This is a genomic window from Secundilactobacillus sp. MJ173, from assembly GCF_059704265.1.
In genome coordinates, this window is record NZ_BAAKGN010000064.1 from 62271 (window position 1) to 78780 (window position 16510).

17 protein-coding genes and 1 tRNA gene are annotated in these 16510 nt (G+C 43.4%); 11 read left to right on the forward strand and 7 right to left on the reverse strand.

Annotated features, from left to right (window positions below):
• Positions 1 to 29: 29 nt before the first annotated feature.
• Positions 30 to 476 carry a flavodoxin gene (locus tag AC6H04_RS10370; protein WP_098825742.1) on the forward strand — a complete coding sequence of 149 codons (447 nt, stop codon included), beginning with the start codon at positions 30 to 32 and terminating at the stop codon, positions 474 to 476.
• Here the strand turns inward: AC6H04_RS10370 and AC6H04_RS10375 are convergent, their stop codons facing one another.
• Both AC6H04_RS10375 and wecB read right to left on the reverse strand, forming a co-directional pair.
• Complete coding sequence (locus AC6H04_RS10375; protein ID WP_497571595.1) at positions 477 to 1421, reverse strand: YihY/virulence factor BrkB family protein; 945 nt, start codon at positions 1419 to 1421, stop codon at positions 477 to 479.
• 10 nt (positions 1422 to 1431) lie between these two features.
• A complete protein-coding gene (gene wecB / locus AC6H04_RS10380; protein ID WP_497571596.1) occupies positions 1432 to 2553 on the reverse strand; it encodes a non-hydrolyzing UDP-N-acetylglucosamine 2-epimerase in 1122 nt (373 codons plus the stop codon).
• A 223-nt stretch (positions 2554 to 2776) separates the two neighbouring features.
• On the opposite strand from wecB, the gene AC6H04_RS10385 reads away from it, so the two are divergent.
• Together AC6H04_RS10385 and AC6H04_RS10390 are read left to right on the forward strand one after the other, a co-directional pair.
• On the forward strand, positions 2777 to 3718 hold the full coding sequence (locus tag AC6H04_RS10385; RefSeq protein ID WP_497571597.1) for a glycosyltransferase family 2 protein: 942 nt from the start codon (positions 2777 to 2779) through the stop codon (positions 3716 to 3718).
• 15 nt (positions 3719 to 3733) lie between these two features.
• A complete protein-coding gene (locus AC6H04_RS10390; protein ID WP_497571598.1) occupies positions 3734 to 4138 on the forward strand; it encodes a GtrA family protein in 405 nt (134 codons plus the stop codon).
• Positions 4139 to 4209: 71 nt separating this feature from the next.
• On the opposite strand, the gene AC6H04_RS10395 is transcribed toward AC6H04_RS10390, so the two are convergent.
• Entirely contained in the window at positions 4210 to 4683 is a 474-nt protein-coding gene (locus AC6H04_RS10395) for a hypothetical protein (protein ID WP_497571599.1), read from the reverse strand.
• Between the two features lie 194 nt (positions 4684 to 4877).
• On the opposite strand from AC6H04_RS10395, the gene AC6H04_RS10400 reads away from it, so the two are divergent.
• From AC6H04_RS10400 to AC6H04_RS10410, 3 genes are all read left to right on the forward strand, one after another.
• Positions 4878 to 5330: a universal stress protein gene (locus AC6H04_RS10400; protein WP_497571600.1), complete on the forward strand. Its 453-nt coding sequence runs from the start codon at positions 4878 to 4880 to the stop codon at positions 5328 to 5330.
• A 57-nt stretch (positions 5331 to 5387) separates the two neighbouring features.
• Positions 5388 to 5460 (forward strand) — tRNA-Arg (locus AC6H04_RS10405).
• A gap of 326 nt (positions 5461 to 5786) precedes the next feature.
• Positions 5787 to 6197: a hypothetical protein gene (locus AC6H04_RS10410; RefSeq protein WP_497571601.1), complete on the forward strand. Its 411-nt coding sequence runs from the start codon at positions 5787 to 5789 to the stop codon at positions 6195 to 6197.
• A gap of 73 nt (positions 6198 to 6270) precedes the next feature.
• On the opposite strand, the gene AC6H04_RS10415 is transcribed toward AC6H04_RS10410, so the two are convergent.
• Together AC6H04_RS10415 and AC6H04_RS10420 are read right to left on the reverse strand one after the other, a co-directional pair.
• Positions 6271 to 7584 carry a DEAD/DEAH box helicase gene (locus AC6H04_RS10415; RefSeq protein WP_497571602.1) on the reverse strand — a complete coding sequence of 438 codons (1314 nt, stop codon included), beginning with the start codon at positions 7582 to 7584 and terminating at the stop codon, positions 6271 to 6273.
• A 22-nt stretch (positions 7585 to 7606) separates the two neighbouring features.
• Entirely contained in the window at positions 7607 to 8611 is a 1005-nt protein-coding gene (locus tag AC6H04_RS10420; protein ID WP_497571603.1) for a Gfo/Idh/MocA family protein, read from the reverse strand.
• Between the two features lie 157 nt (positions 8612 to 8768).
• Between AC6H04_RS10420 and AC6H04_RS10425 the strand changes: the two genes are divergently transcribed.
• Entirely contained in the window at positions 8769 to 9137 is a 369-nt protein-coding gene (locus AC6H04_RS10425; protein WP_497571604.1) for a DUF4828 domain-containing protein, read from the forward strand.
• Positions 9138 to 9212: 75 nt separating this feature from the next.
• On the opposite strand, the gene AC6H04_RS10430 is transcribed toward AC6H04_RS10425, so the two are convergent.
• On the reverse strand, positions 9213 to 9980 hold the full coding sequence (locus tag AC6H04_RS10430; protein ID WP_497571605.1) for a GH25 family lysozyme: 768 nt from the start codon (positions 9978 to 9980) through the stop codon (positions 9213 to 9215).
• An 80-nt stretch (positions 9981 to 10060) separates the two neighbouring features.
• The gene (locus AC6H04_RS10435; RefSeq protein WP_497571606.1) at positions 10061 to 10909 is read right to left on the reverse strand and encodes a MurR/RpiR family transcriptional regulator; all 849 of its coding nucleotides are present in this window, start codon (positions 10907 to 10909) and stop codon (positions 10061 to 10063) included.
• Positions 10910 to 11263: 354 nt separating this feature from the next.
• On the opposite strand from AC6H04_RS10435, the gene gntK reads away from it, so the two are divergent.
• From gntK to AC6H04_RS10455, 4 genes are all read left to right on the forward strand, one after another.
• Positions 11264 to 12826 carry a gluconokinase gene (gene gntK / locus AC6H04_RS10440; RefSeq protein WP_497571607.1) on the forward strand — a complete coding sequence of 521 codons (1563 nt, stop codon included), beginning with the start codon at positions 11264 to 11266 and terminating at the stop codon, positions 12824 to 12826.
• Positions 12827 to 12937: 111 nt separating this feature from the next.
• Entirely contained in the window at positions 12938 to 14296 is a 1359-nt protein-coding gene (locus tag AC6H04_RS10445; protein ID WP_497571608.1) for a gluconate:H+ symporter, read from the forward strand.
• 120 nt (positions 14297 to 14416) lie between these two features.
• Positions 14417 to 15742 (forward strand): APC family permease, encoded by a 1326-nt coding sequence (locus tag AC6H04_RS10450; protein ID WP_497571609.1) that lies wholly within the window; start codon positions 14417 to 14419, stop codon positions 15740 to 15742.
• A gap of 115 nt (positions 15743 to 15857) precedes the next feature.
• The gene (locus AC6H04_RS10455) at positions 15858 to 16451 is read left to right on the forward strand and encodes a sugar O-acetyltransferase (RefSeq protein ID WP_497571610.1); all 594 of its coding nucleotides are present in this window, start codon (positions 15858 to 15860) and stop codon (positions 16449 to 16451) included.
• Positions 16452 to 16510 lie beyond the last annotated feature (59 nt).

Here is a 16510-nt window from a genome sequence, read left to right on the forward strand (position 1 = left end):
ATTTATACTTAAGAATAGGGGCGACTTTAATGGCAACTGCACATGTTGTGTTTGCAACCATCACCGGGAATAACGAAGATATTGCCGATATTATTACTGAAAAATTAGAACAATTAGGTGTTGACGTCACGGAGTCGGAAATTTCTCAAACGGACGCTGATTCATTTGAAGATGTGGATATCTGCGTGGTTTGCCCATACACCTATGACGAAGGCGAACTGCCTGAAGAAGGAATGGACTTCTATGACGACCTGGATGACGTTGACTTATCCGGTAAAGTCTATGGTGTCGCTGGTTCCGGTGACACCTTTTACGGCGATGACTTCTGCGTTGCTGTGGATGCTTTCGGAAAAAAGCTCAAAGCTGCTGGCGCAACTCAAGGTGCAGATAACGTCAAGATTAACTTGGAACCTGAAGACGATGATATTGAAACGTTAGACGCCTTCGCTCAAAAGTTAGTCGATCAAGCAAAGTAATTATTTTTTCTTGTTGGAAGGTCGCTTCTTTTTCCCTTTTGAAGCCGACCTTCTTTTTGTTTGCCGTTTATGGTGAGTGGTACGTGCCTGATCCACGATGTTCTTCATGATATCAAGCTCCTCGATTTCACCCTGCCGCCACTCTTGAACGCTGGCGTTAATAACACCACCAGCTAACAGAATGAAGCCGGAAATATTCATCCAAATCAGTAAAATAATGAACGTCCCAATGGTTTGATAACCGGTAATATTGCGGGCAAAATAGCGAATATAAATCGAGAATCCTTGTGCTAGTACTAACCAGCCCACGGTCGTCACAAACGCACCGATCCAAACGTAACGTAACTTGACCTTCGCTGATGGCACCACCATGTATAGCAGGCCACTTAGTAAAAAAATAAACAGGAAGGAAATTGGCCACCTTAAACTGCCAACAAAGTCCGTGAAGTGATTGGAAAGGTTAAACCAAGGTTTCAAATAACTGCCAAGCCACTCACTTAAACTGAACAGAATGGCAATGATAACGATTGAAATAATGGCTACTAAAATCAAAAGAAAGGAGAAAAAACGGCTAATAATGGCGTTAGGCTGTTCAATCCCGTACGCGAGATTAATACTGCGCTGGAAAGCGGACACCGCGCGTCCGGCTGACCAGATCGTTACAACAACCCCTAACGACAAGGTTCCAGTACTCCCCTGCTCTAAGAAAGAACGAATAATCGGCGCTAACGTTTGGAACACTGGCTCCGGTAACACCGGTTCAATGTACCGCAGCACACTGTTAGTATTAAAGTGCAAAAAGGCAATCAAGTTCCCGGCAATCAATAGGATTGGGAAAATGGATAAGAGCATATAATACGACAACACCGCCGCTGAATCGTTGACATTTGCATTGGAAAAGCGCCGTATAAGCAGCTTTAAAAAGCCTTTAAATCCAGTTTGCATGATATTAACCTCACAGTTGTTGCTGGTGTTCTTCGATGGCTTTTAAGATCCGTTCGGACGCGTGACCGTCGCCATACGGATTTTTAGCTTCTGCCATCTGACGGTAGGCTTGATCATCCGTAAGCAAGGTTTCCATTGCTTCAGTAACCACCGTAGGATCCGTACCCACTAATTTTAGCGTCCCTGCTTGAACACCTTCAGGACGCTCAGTTTCGTCTCTGAGGACTAATACTGGTTTGCCCAGTGAAGGCGCCTCTTCCTGAACCCCACCGGAGTCCGTCATGATTAAGTAGCTGCGAGCCGCTAGGTTATGGAAATCCACTACGTCTAGGGGTTCGATTAAATGAATTCGGTTAGTATCGCCAAGTTCTGCGTTAGCAATTTTTTGAACAGCTGGGCTCAAATGTACTGGGTAGACCAACTCAACATCGGGATGATCAGCCACCACTTTACGGATAGCTCGGAAAACCCGTTGCATAGGTTCCCCCTGGTTTTCACGCCGGTGCATAGTCAGTAAAATAATGCGGTGCTGAGCATCGATCTGATCCAGTACGGCATGGTGATAGTTCTCATCCACTGTTTGCTGAAGTGCATCAATCGCCGTGTTGCCAGTAATAAAGATACGGTCATCTGGGTGATTTTGCTTAAGCAAATTTTCTCGGCTTAAAGACGTAGGCGCAAAATAATAATCGCTTAAAATATCGGTAAGCTGACGGTTCATTTCCTCTGGATAAGGTGAATATTTGTCCCAAGTTCGTAAGCCGGCTTCCACGTGGCCCAAGGTAACTTGATGATAAAAAGCGCTGACGCTGGCAGCGAAAGTCGTTGTGGTGTCCCCGTGGACTAAAATAATGTCTGGCTTGACTTCATCGATCACGTTGTCCAAATTTGTCAAAACTCGACTAGTAATCTGGGCCAAAGTCTGGTTCGGTTTCATGATATTCAAGTCATAATCCGGTATAATTTTAAAAATGTTTAAAACTTGGTCTAACATCTCTCGATGCTGGGCCGTCACAACTGTAATTGGTGTAAAATGGGTTGAATCTTGTTGCATCCTTAATACTATTGGCGCCATCTTAATGGCCTCTGGCCGGGTACCAAAAACTGTCATTACTTTAATTGGTTTCGTCATTTTAAATACTCCCAGGTGATGAATTTGCGTTTCATTCGGTTTCAGTTTTGAATTGAATCAACGCCTATAATTGTAACAGAACCCTTGTTCTAGAGATACAATTCTACACAATTTTACACGTTAAACACATTATTCACGGAAAATTAATCTTTTTTAACTTTGTTATTAGTCTCGTTTGCCTTATGATAGAATTTAAGCCTAAGAAGGGAAGGTTGGATATCTTATGCGTACCCTCAGTCTGATCGTGCCTTGTTATAACGAACAAGAATCGATCAACATTTTTTACGATGCTGTCGCTAAAGTGTTTGACACCATCAACGAAACATCTGAACGTTATCAGCCAGAATATTTATTTATTAACGATGGCTCTAGCGACAAAACTCTGTTAATTTTAAAGGAATTACAAAAGCAACATCCCGATACTGTTCATTACCTATCATTCTCCCGTAACTTTGGGAAAGAAGCTGCACTTGCTTGCGGATTGGATGCTTCAACCGGTGATTTAGTCGCCGTGATGGACGTTGATTTACAAGATCCACCCGAATTACTGCCAAAGATGATCGATTTGATTGAAAATGACGGTTACGACTGTGTCGGCACGATTCAAGAAGAACGTCGTGGTCAAGGTCGGATTCGTGCCTACCTATCCACCAAATTCTACCATGTCATTGACGCCATCTCACAGGTTCAGATCGAACCCAACGCCCGCGACTATCGCTTGATGACTCGTGAAATGGTTGACACGATCACTTCGTTACCCGAATATAACCGGTTCTCTAAAGGAATTTTTGCGTGGGTCGGTTTTAACACCACCTACCTTAAATATGAAAGTCAGCCCCGTGCGGCTGGTACGTCACACTGGTCGTTCATGCAGCTGGTCAATTATGCAATCGATGGTATTGTTGACTTTTCAGATGCACCCCTAAAGATTGCCACTTGGGTGGGTGGTATTTCCTGTGTTCTGGCCGTCATTGGCTTTATTTTCGTCATCGTTCGCGCACTCATGGTAGGCGATGCGGTCGCTGGCTGGCCATCAATGGTTTCTATTATTCTCCTGCTAGGTGGCATTCAACTGTTTAGTCTTGGCATTTTGGGTGAATATATTGGTAAGATTTACCTTGAAACCAAACACCGGCCTAAGTATATCGTCCAAGAAAAAAAGTAAAGCAAGGAAACTAGCATGCATACCCTATGGCAATTATTTAAAAAATACGAGTCAGTAATCAGCTATTTATTTTTTGGTGGGTTAACCACTTTAATCAACATTGGCGTATTTGACTGGCTGAACCATTCCATGAATTATCAAATTGCGAACGTCCTGGCTTGGTTAGCCTCCGTGATTTTCGCCTTTGTCACCAATAAACTCTGGGTCTTCAACTCCAAATCAATGGCTTGGAAGACTTTCTTATGGGAAACAGCGACCTTCTTTTTCTTCCGCCTGCTTTCATTAGTGGTGGACCAGTTGATCATGTACGTGGGAATCTCGCTTCTCTCCGGTAATCCACTGATCGTTAAGATCATTGATAACGTGATCGTGGTGGTTTTGAACTACTTCTTCTCAAAATGGATCATTTTTAAAAAATAACTTAAGTTAAAAAATAGCTTGAACAATTTATCATTTGATAAATTTGCTCAAGCTATTTTTTAATTTCCACATCAATGACTGTGCTTTAGATCCTGCAGAAAGGTCGCAATTAAACTTAACTGCTCTGGTGTATAGCGATCAACTAACTCTCTGTGCTGTTTATCCAGCAACTCATTAAGTTGGTTTTGAACTGCCACAACTTTCGTGCCGACCTTGGTTGGTTGATAAACCGCGCTCCTCTGATCTGGCGCTATCTTGGTGACAAAACCTAATCGGGAAAGCTTATTCATATTTTTAGCAATCACCCCGAAACTCAGGTCCATAGCCTCAACCAACTGGTCCTCAGACACAGGTGCCAAGTCCACCACTTGTTGCAATAACTTTAAACTCAGTGTCGATAATTGTGAGATGGCATATTGCAGATCCCGATTGGGAATGTGCAGTTGAAGCCATTGTCGCTCAAAATTATTATCTTGAGCACGGGTATTCATAATATCAATCAGTGAATTTTCGATGTGGCGTTTATAAAAATCTAATTTATCCAAAGTACATCCCTCGTTTTTCTGTCAAAAAAACTATATCATAATTTAGGGAACTGAGAAAGCGGTTTGACACTAACATCACCCAATATTATGAGTTAAAATCCACATATCAAAACAAAGCATAAAAAGCTTGAAACCACTTTCAAAATGCTTCACAATGTACGTGAGCTAATAATTATTGAAAGAGAGCTGATAGTATGTACAATCACATCGTTGTACCACTTGATGGTAGTCATAATTCTAAATTAGCGTTGTCTGAAGCGCTAAAACTGGTTAAACAATTCAACGCTGAACTCACTATTGTAAACGTTGCAGACGATAAGCGCCTGATTTACACGGTTACAGGAACGGGTATTGCCAATACTGGCGGTTATTATCAAGAACTGAACGAACGTGCAACCGCAATCTTGGCTGAGGGTCAAAAAATAGCTGAAGATGCCGGTGTAACACCTAAAACTGAAGTTCTCCATGGCAGCCCTAAACAGGTCATTGCGGTTGAATACCCTGAAACACATGACGTTGATCTGATTGTGATGGGCAAATCGGGTACCGATGCTATCGACCGCTTGCTGGTAGGGTCTACTACGGCGGCAGTGGTTCGGAACGCCTTGACCAACGTACTAGTTATTGCTGAACCTACTAACGGCTAATGATAACCGGTCTTTACAATAACCCTAATCCATGAGAAAATATTCAGTGTGCTTTTTGGCCCCATAGCACAACTGGATAGGGCACCCGCCTCCTAAGCGGCTGATCCCGGTTCGAGTCCGGGTGGGGTCATCTTTTTAATATCTGACTCATTTTGAATCCTTCTAAATCGTTGATATAGAGGGATTCTTTATTTTTAAAAAATGATAGAAAATGAATAAAGGTGAAGCTTGTGTGCACATTTGCAAGAAATCAAAGAAATTGTGCACAAAAAAGCCTAGATGGGTTGATATGACTGGGACAGTAAGCCCTCAAAAGGCTTTACCCTACTTTTTAGGGTGAAGATTTTTTGAGAACATCTTTTTGAATGACACTCTACTTAATTGGCTACACCACAGCATATTTCAGGCAACAATGTAATTATGATATAATTACATTGTCCTAAAGGGAGGAATATGATGAAGAAACAGTTGTTATTATTTGTTGCGTTAGTTTTAGGGGTAATTGGTATAGTGTCCGTCTCAACTACAACTGCTAATGCTGCTAGTTGGCATAAAGGTACACCTTCTGCAATCAGGCATCAATATAATTACAAGAAAGGGCAATACTGGGAATATTACGCTTTCAAGAAGAGTACTTTCCGGTATCAAGGAATGGGAATGCCTTATTTCGATGCCTATAAGCTAAAATATAAAACACTCAAGCACCACGTTTACGAAATCACCGGTAAAGACAAAAGTCGCTACAGTGGCGATCAACGAATTATTCGTGGTGGCGGTGCGGAAAAACTTAAGGTAACAATTAAAAGTTCACACCGAATTTCGGTTCACAATTACATGACTGGAACAACTCATACTTACAAACGATAATTAAAGAAAGACGCTTAGCTAATGATGAATTGCTAGGCGTCCTTTTTTTCATGTTATTCTATTTCGATCTCAATTAATTTTCTTGTTCTCGCTTATGCCGCATTCCCTTACGCTTGGAATGCTTGTTATGCCCCTTCTTTTTCTTAGTGGGTTCTGGCAAAGCTGCTTTGACTCTGGGCTTTCGGCTAGCAGGTTGCATAGCAGTAGGATCTGTCTGTACTTCACCGGCAACCTTAGCTTCAGCGACAAGCGTTTGATCTGAATTAATCGATTGAGAAGGCTTTTTAAAGCTGGTGCTCAATCGATGGTCTTGGTAATAAACAGGCACTAACTCATAGTCCGTATCCTTTAATAACCGCTTCAGGTCTCGAAGGTCATGGTCATCACCAAAGTTGACCACTTGACCAGGCTCGCCCATTCGACCCGTTCGGCCAACTCGGTGGGTATAGTCAATAGCGGTACTAGGCAAGTCAAAGTTGACCACTGCAGGCAGTTTGGCAATATCCAAGCCACGAGCTGCCACATCCGTGGATAATAGTAACTTAACCCGCCCTAACCGGAAATCAGTTAACGCTTTTTGCCGTTCAGTTTGACGCTGATTAGCTGATAGTGTTGCAACGGGCACGTGATGATGTGTCAGCCAGCTTTTAGTCTGCTGCAAAGAACCAACGTGATTGAAGAACACCAAGGCTTTAAATTGTTTAACTGAGGTTAACTTTCCCAGCATACCAGCCTTCTTCAGGTTGCCAACTTCCAGCAAACCATGACGGACTTCCCCTTGCGTATGGTCAATATCTCGCACATCGATCCGGGTGACGGGTGTGCCAAACCACTTTTGCAGTTCAGCTAAAATTGGTGTTTCCGTTGCCGAGAAAAATCCTAGTTGGACTTCTGAAGGCACGTTTTGCAAAATTGTGCGCACCGTATCAAAAGTCTCACCATCCAGCAAATCATCCGCTTCATCAATGATCACGGTTTGAACATCGTGAGTCTTAAGTTTGCAGTCTTCGATTAAGTTTAAAATTCGCCCAGGCGTACCGACCACGACTTCTGGATGCTTTTTCAGCTGTTCCAGCTGGCGTTTAACATTAGCACCACCGGTAATCGACGTCACCTTTAAGTCAACCAGCGTGGCAAAGCTTCTCGTAACGTTAGTTGATTGCATCGCTAATTCCTGTGACGGTGCGATGATGATAGCTTGAATACCTTGACCAGGTGCCAGCCGCTCTAAGACGGGTACCACAAAGCCCAGCGTTTTGCCAGACCCGGTTGGTGCCAGTCCAAGCACGCTGTCACCATTTTTCAGTGGTTCATAGACTGCGGATTGAATCGGTGATAATTCATCAAAACCTAACTTTTCGAATCGACTTTTAAACTGTGGAATCATAATAGGATCCCCTCATTTCTCATTAGTTGTCCCGTTCGTCGTAGAAAACAATTTTACCAGATTGACGTAGGTTAAACAGCATTTTATTGACCTGAACGCTCAGATTGAGCCAGCGCAAATAGTCAGTCTGATTTTGGATGTTACCCGGTTCATTAATGACCCTGGCAAAATCCCGTACCTCAGGTAACATCACGTTTTCAGCAACGGGTTCACTGATCAGTGTCTGCTTGCCTTCAGCATCAAAGTAATTCACTTCTCCCAGTTCGCCAGCATCATCAATTTCGATAGTATCCTTCAGACCATAAATCTCTGAGGCCATGTATGAGTTAGTGGTTTTACCGAAATTAAGTGTCACGTTAAATTCAGCATACTGCAAAACTGCCACCCCTTTGCCATCGACACCAGTTTGAATAAACTCTGGGAAATAGTTAAATTCGTTTGGCATACCAAACAGTGCAATGGCATCATACAACGGATACACGCCTAGATCCTGCAACGCACCTCCGGCAAATTTTAAAGAAAATACGTTTGGTTCCTTACCTGCCAGCACCTGATCATACCTGGAGCTGTACTTCATGTAGGTGAAGTTAGCGCCTTGTACCACCGGCATCTTTTTTAATTGGGCTTCAATGGCGTGAAAGTTCGGCGTATGAATGTTTCTAGCCGCTTCAAAATAATGCAGTTCGCGATGCTGCTGAAGCAGTTCTTGAATCTGTTCCATCTGAGCCTGATTTTCAAAAGCTGGCTTTTCAACAATGATGTTTTTACCCGCTTCAATTGCCTGTTTTGCCTGTTGAAAATGCAAACTGTTTGGTGAAGCGATGTAAACCGTGTCAAAGTGACCTTGATTAAAGAATTTATCCAAATCGGTATAGGTATCTGAGCCACCGTTTTTTTGACTAAATTCAGTTGCAGTATCCTGGTGTCTTGAATAGACTGCGGTTAACTGGTACAGCCCGGAGGTTTGAGCTGCCTCCACAAATTGCTGAGTAATCCAGTTAGTGCCGATGATGCCTAAGTTAATCATTAAAAACGCCTCTCTTTCTGCTGTTAACTCCATGATAGCAGTTCCAAACGCAAATGATAATTAGAAGTCGATTTTATTTTATAATTTAAGGTAAAGAATAAGGAATCGGCTGATAAACATGTTAAAATCAGATAAGAGAAAAGGAGGAGGCCTCACCATGAACGCAAAAGAATTCATCCATTCTAGCCGAGCATTACTACAAAACATTATTCGGCCTTCTCAGCGGTCAGCGAAGCGAACTGCAAATCAAATCGCCAATTCTCCCATGATTTTTATTGGTTCATGGAAACTGCGCCATTCCGAAACAGCTAGAACACATTCTTTGGTTATCGGCCCTGATTTAACCATCAGCATTGACCACCATACGATTCCCTGTAAAGTGGTCTCACTTACCACTGATACCTTGGTATTATTAGACCATTATGGTTATCACATTACGATTACAGCCAACAATAATATTCCGGTTAAAATGTTTGATGAAGCCGACGATGTGATTTACTATATCGTATCAAACACAACTAATTGAACCTAAAATAGCCTGATTATTGGCTGCCTACTAGCAACGAGACAGTCAATAATCAGGCTATTTTTAGTTTCTATTCTACTGCGTACTCCACGAGTGCCATTGACGCTGTGACCCGTTAAAGACCGACGCAGGAACCGTTTGCGATTGGCCATTGAGTTTAACGGTTGCTTTTTCGTCATAGGTAATGAAGACAACTTGGCCACTTTGATGAGACAGACTCGAAGTCTGCAGCCAAGTTTTATACCGAGCAAGTGACGTTCGGTTAATTGACCGCCAAATCGTTGGTGTGCACCAAATAATCACACGTTTATCATAGTGTTGCTGCAGTAATGAAACAAACTGCAACAGCTTTTTTTGCGGTTCGGATTGACGCAAATATCGTCCGTTATACTTATCATAGGTGGTGACTTGAACCGCGATTGGCAGCTGCCCCTCACGATAGCCAACTTCATGTTCAAAGTTTTTAAGTTGTGCTTGAGGCGAAGTGGTATAGCTGTATACGTGATAAACACCCACTTTAAGGTTGCTACCTTGAGAACGATCATAATTACTTTGAAATTGATCATCGGTATAGGTTGCCCCTGAAGTCGCCCGCAAATACGCAAATTGAAAGCCTTGCTGTGATAGCTGTTGAAAGTCAACAAACCCGTTTGCTTGGTCCAACGTGACCCCTCTCACATGGTAATGACTCAGCTGCTGGTCGCGATAGTGCCGATAGCCAAACCAGCCACCGATAATCACGATCAAAACCAGCAAGATTGAAAAGAAGCGTAATCGTCGTGAACGGTTACGCAACTGCCTATAAGTATTGGTATAGATGGGTTCAATCCGTCGTCGTTTCACACTTGCTCATCCCTTGTCTTGTTCATCGTACCTTTATTTTACCATGCTGTTCAACGATTGCTGACCCGTGGGACAATAGTTTAAGTTCTCGTCTGATTAATGGCCTCTTTGACTCGGCTCATCACGGCTTCCGTCTTGTTTGACAGTTTAACAGCAACGATTGTGAACAGACTGTCGATCATGGCTAATTGAGCAATCAGCGTATACATGCTATCAGAAGTTGTCGACATCTGATCAGCTAGTGAAAGCATGACCATATCCGCCTTTTGAGCCAACGAAGAACGTCCGTAACTAGTAATGGCGATCACCGGCACATGATTATTGTGCAGTTGCTTTAGTACAGTTAGTGTCTGCTGGTTTTCACCAGAGTGAGAAATCATAATGGCACAGTCGTTTTCGTCCATTTTGGCTGCCTGCATCAATTGCACGTCAAAATCAGGATAGTATTCACTATTAATAGAAGTTCTTAAAAATTTATGATAACCGTCTAACGCAGCTACGGAAGACCCTCCTAACCCGAAGAAAGCCAGCTGATGACATTTCAAAATATGGTTTGAAATCGTTTCCAACTGATCATTATGCAGAAGTGACCGCGTTGAAATTAAAGCGTCGATCATGGCCTGAAAGGTTTTTTCTGTCATTTCTTTGGGTGTATCATCGGGATCGATTTTTTTAAACAGGCTGCTACGGTTGACGTCTGAGGGCATATTAGCCAAATCGAGACTGAATTCACGGAAGTTAGAATAACCAACAGCCTTCGCAAAACGAGAAATTGAAGCCGTTGAAACGCCCACTTTTTCCGCTAACTCGTTGATGGTAAGATCACTGACCATTTGCGGCTGAGCAAAAATATAGTCCGCAATTTTTTGGTGTAATTTGCTCAAATTGGGATAGTAAGACCTGATACTGCTGATCGCTGATTGTGCCAAATTAGTTCCTCCTACGCTGAAACCGACTAGGTAAATGACGTGTTATCACTGAAATAACACTTTTTATACATGATACGAATTAAAACTGCTGTTTAAAAGCTTTCAAACATATTTTAACACCCAGCATTAATAATTGGTACGGACATTTGATTCAGATTATACCAAGTATTCTAGCGATTATTCACTAATTTGTAAATAATTTTCTGCTTAACACTTGAATTGTGAAATCTTTTTTCATATAATGAACAGGTTGCTTCACAAATAAACTTATTTGAGATATTTATTCTTGTAAACGGTTTAAAAGTCATTTACACTCACATTGCAAGTTCAAATCAGAAAGGGAGTCGTAGAAAAATGGACTATATGATCGGTGTTGATATAGGAACAACCAGTGTCAAAACTGTGCTGTTTGACAATGTCGGTAAAGTACAAGGTTACTCCAACAATTTGTATCCGCTTTATCAAGATGTGCCGGACATGGCTGAAGAAGATCCCGATGAGATTTTTGCCGCCATCGTTGACGGTTTAACCACGGTTTTGCGGAAGGCAAACTTAAGTGAAGGCGAGCTGAAGGGTGTGTCTTTTTCAGCTGCTATGCACAGTTTGATCCTGTTGGATGATCATCATAAGCCGATGACTCGCGCCATTACTTGGGCTGACAATCGTGCCGTTAAGTATGCAGATCAGTTACGCGAAAACGGCGTCGGTAAACAAATTTACGAGAAAACCGGTACACCGATTCACCCAATGACTCCTTTTACTAAACTTATTTGGCTCCGTAACGAGCACAAAGATTTATTTGACAAAGCCCGCTGGTTTGTGGGGATTAAAGAATACGTCATCTATAAATTATTCGGTGTCTTAAAAGAAGACTACTCCATCGCTAACGCCACTGGTATGTTTAACATCTTCAAGATGGATTGGGACGACCAAGCCCTTGAATTAGCTGGCGTTACCCGCGATAAATTACCTGAACTCGTTGATACCACGGATACCGTTTCTGGCATGAACGAAGACTACGCTAAAGTGATTGGCATCGACCCTAACGTGCCATTTGTCATGGGTGCTTCAGATGGTCCCCTAGCTAACCTTGGTGTTAACGCCATCGACCCTGGTGTTGTTGCCGTTACCATTGGGACTTCTGGCGCGGTTCGGGTAGTCACTGACAAGCCAAAGATCGACCCTAAAGGCCGGGTATTCTGTTACTACCTGGCACCAAACAAGTGGGTTGTTGGCGGACCAGTTAACAACGGCGGTATCGTCTTCCGTTGGGTTCGTGACCAGTTATTTGCACCAGAAAAGATTACCGCGGAACAAATGAAGGTTGATAGTTACGATCTACTAACTGAGATTGCTTCTAAAATTCCAGCTGGTTCAGATGGCCTGATTTTCCACCCCTTCCTCGGTGGTGAACGTGCCCCAATCTGGGATGCTAATGCCCGTGGTTCCTTCTTCGGATTAACTCGTAATCATACTCGGGCCCACATGGTTCGTGCTGCGCTTGAAGGTATCGTCTATAACCTTTACACCGTACTGATTGCTCTGGAAGAAGTTGTCGGCAAACCCGTCAGCATTCAAGCCACCGGTGGTTTTGCTCGTTCAGCACTCTGGCGTCAGATGTTAGCTGATATCTTTGAACAAGACGTGACCATCCCGGAAAGTGTTGAAGGAACTGCCTTAGGAGCTGCTGTACTGGGAATGTACAGTCTCGGGTTGATCGACGACCTCAGCGAAGTGAAGAAGTTTGTGGGTGTCACCAACGTGCACCATCCAAACCCAGAAACTTACGACGCTTACCGGGCACTGGTCCCAATCTATATCCGTTTAAGTCGGCAATTACAGACGGAATACAAAGCGATTGCTGATTTTCAACGTAGCCAAGATGCTAAGAAAAAGGCATCCGATAACGATCTTTAATTCATTATGGGTATCATCATTTAATTTCAAAAAGGGTTTCTTATTGTCCGTTGCTGTGAAGCGTCACGAGGGGCGCTTCACAAAACTGATTTCTGAAAGGGTTTTCTAACTATGGAAATACTAGCGTTAGTTATCGGGATTTTATTCCTGTTAGTTTTGATTATTCAATTCAAAATGAACACCTTTGTCTCGTTGATTTTAACTTCTGTTTTAACTGCTATTTTACTTGGTATGCCACTGACCAAGATTGCTGCCAGCATCGAAACTGGTATCGGCAGTCAATTAGGTGAATTATCACTGGTCTTTGGTTTTGGTGCCATGCTGGGTCGGTTAGTTGCCGATGCCGGTGGTGCTCATAAAATTGCCACGACTTTAATTAATAAATTTGGTAAGAAACGACTTCAATTAGCTATCATGCTCGCATCATTCATTATTGGTATTGCGCTATTCTTCGAAGTTGGGATGGTTCTGTTAGTCCCTATCGTCTTTGCGATTGCCGTTGAAGCTGGTGTGCCAATTCTGTACCTTGGGATCCCAATGGCCGCTGCTTTGTCCGTTACCCACGGCTTCTTACCACCTCATCCAGCACCAACTGCCATTGCCGCAGCTTTGGGTGCTAGCGATGGTAAAGTCTTGCTGTTCGGTATCATTGTTGCCATTCCTGCCGCCTACATTGCCGGCCCACTATTCACTAAGTTGGCCGAAAAGTTTGCTCCTTCCGCTTTTAAGCAAAAGGGTAACTTGAGTTCATTAGGTGAAGTCAAAGAAATGGCACCAGACGAAGAACCAAGCTTTGGTCTTTCTGTTTTGACATCACTATTCCCCGTTATCTTAATGGCCATTACGACCATTTACAAGATGACTGTTGATGGCGGTACTACACCGACTAAGAACCCAACGATGCTGGATCAAATCGTTGCCTTCATTGGTGACCCTGCCATCGCAATGCTGATTTCATTGCTGTTTGCTATGTGGTCGATGGGCTGGGCTCGTAAACGGGCAACCAAGGACATCATGGAAACCGTTGAAAATGCCGTTAAGTCAATTGCTATGCTACTATTAGTTATTGGTGGCGGTGGTGCTTTCAAGCAAGTGCTGATTGACGGTGGTGTTGGTAATGAAGTTGCCAAAATCTTCACTCACTCAAGTATCAGTCCACTGATTCTTGGTTGGTTAGTCGCCGTTGTTCTCCGTGTTGCTTTAGGTTCTGCAACCGTTGCTGCTTTGACCGCTGCTGGTATTGTTGCACCATTAATGTCAGCCGCTGGTGTTGACCCTGCTCTGATGGTGCTTGCCATTGGTGCTGGTTCATTAGCCGCTTCACATGTTAACGATGCTGGCTTCTGGATGTTTAGAGAATACTTCGATTTGACAGTTAAACAAACCCTCTCCATTTGGACGGTGCTTGAAACGGTCATCTCAGTTGTCGGGATCTGCATGGTGATGATTCTTAACATGTTTTTCCACTAATAATTTTTCACTAATAATTATCATGAATTTCTAATGTGAAACCCTTCCCCGGTGCGTTGTCACCGGGGTTTTTCTTTGCTATAATTGGTTGCTATTGAATTGGGAAGGACGGAAGTTATTTTGAGTGAACCAAAATTAAAACGCGAAATCGGTTTATTTACCGCCCTATCGACCGTGATGGGAACCGTTATTGGTGCTGGTGTCTTCTTCAAAGTTGCCAGTGTTGTTGAAGTCACCGGCTCAGCCAGCATGACCTTAGCCGCTTGGATTTTAGGCGGCCTGCTCACCATTTGTGCTGGACTAACCGTGGCAGAATTAGCCGCAGCAATTCCACGAACCGGTGGTGCAATCAAGTATATTGAATACACGTATGGTAAGCTGCCCGGCTTTTTAATGGGTTGGGCACTGATTCTGATTTACTATCCAGCCAATATCGCAGCATTATCGATCATCTTTTCTACCCAGGTCTTGAATTTATTCAGCCTGCCGCTGATCTGGCATCTCCCCATAGCCATTGCCTGCGGATTAAGCATCACGCTCGTTAACTTTTTAGGCGCGCGAGTTGGTGGTGCCTTACAATCGATCACATTGATTTTTAAACTGATTCCAATTTTCATTATTGCCATCTTTGGCCTCTTTTCAAAGGCTCATGTTGCCGTCTCACTGGTACCAATCACTGCTGGTCCGCACCTCAACTTCTGGACTGCTTTCAGCAGTGGCCTGCTTGCCACCATGTTTGCTTACGACGGCTGGATCAGTATTGGTAACGTTGCTGGTGAAATGAAGCATCCGGAAAAGGACCTGCCTCGCGCAATCGTGTTAGGCCTAGTCTTCATTACCGTGATTTACGCTACCATTAACTTTGTTTTTCTAAAGAGTATGCCCGTGAGTCAAATTGCGGGTAACCTGAATACCGCCTCTGAATCAGCTGAGATGATTTTTGGTCCAATGGGTGGCAAACTGGTCACCATTGGGATCCTAGTTTCCGTGTATGGTGCTATCAACGGCTATACTTTAACCGGGATGAGAGTGCCACTAGCCATGGCTACTGAAGATTCACTGCCCTTTAGCAAACAGTTACGGAAAATTTCCCGTAAGACCTACGTCCCTTATTACGCGGGGCTTGCTGAACTGGGCATCGCCATCATCATGATGTTTATGGGCTCCTTTGACACACTGACGGATATGCTGGTCTTTGTGATGTGGATCTTCAATATCCTGCTGTTCATCGCCCTATTTATTTTAAGAAAACGCGAACCTAAATTACGCCGACCATACCGGGTCCCTGGTTACCCCGTGATTCCAATCATCGCCATTCTGGGTGGCCTGTTTATTCTGATCATCACTATCTGGACTCAAACGGGTCTAGCTGTAACAGGTCTCATTCTAACGGGTATTGGTATCCCCGTTTATTATTATCATCAGTACAAAACCAACAAAAAGTAAATCAAGTCCTCTCTGTGAGGGCTTTTTATTTTGCCGGATTTGAGAACGGTTTTAGTCAGTGTTAAACTGAAAACGGTTACTAAATTTAACGTAATGATGGGTAGATGGCATGATAATGACAACTGAATTGGAAAAACAGCAAAATGGTGAGTTATACGATGCTCACGATCCGATATTTAAACAATATAAGGATGAAGCAAATCAATTTTTGATGGCATACAATCAAACCCCTTATGACCAAGCTGACAAGCGCCGGCAGCTTTTAGAGCAATCGCTGGGCAGTATCGGCAAGAACGTCACTGTGGGTACGCCTTTTCTCTGTGACTTCGCTCGCAACATTCATTTAGGCGATAAAATTTCAATCAACATGAACTGTTCTTTCATGGACTCTGGTGAAATCTGGATTGATGGCGAAACCATGATTGCACCAAACGTCCAAATTTATACGGGTACCCATCCAGTTCCGCTTTCGCAGCGCTTAAACAGCAACTGGGATGACCACCCTGAACAGCATTTCGTGAGAACCCGCTCCCTGCCCGTTCACATCAAACACGGTTGCTGGATTGGCGGTGGTGTCATCATTCTCCCCGGCGTCACCATTGGTGAAGGCTCGGTCATTGGCGCTGGCAGCGTGGTGACCAAAGATATTCCCGATCACGTGGTTGCTGTGGGGAATCCTTGTCACGTCCTAAGAAAGATTAAGGCATAAAGAGAGTGTGACACAACTCGGTAGATTCCAGAATTTAACGCAAAAAAACGTATTCCGTC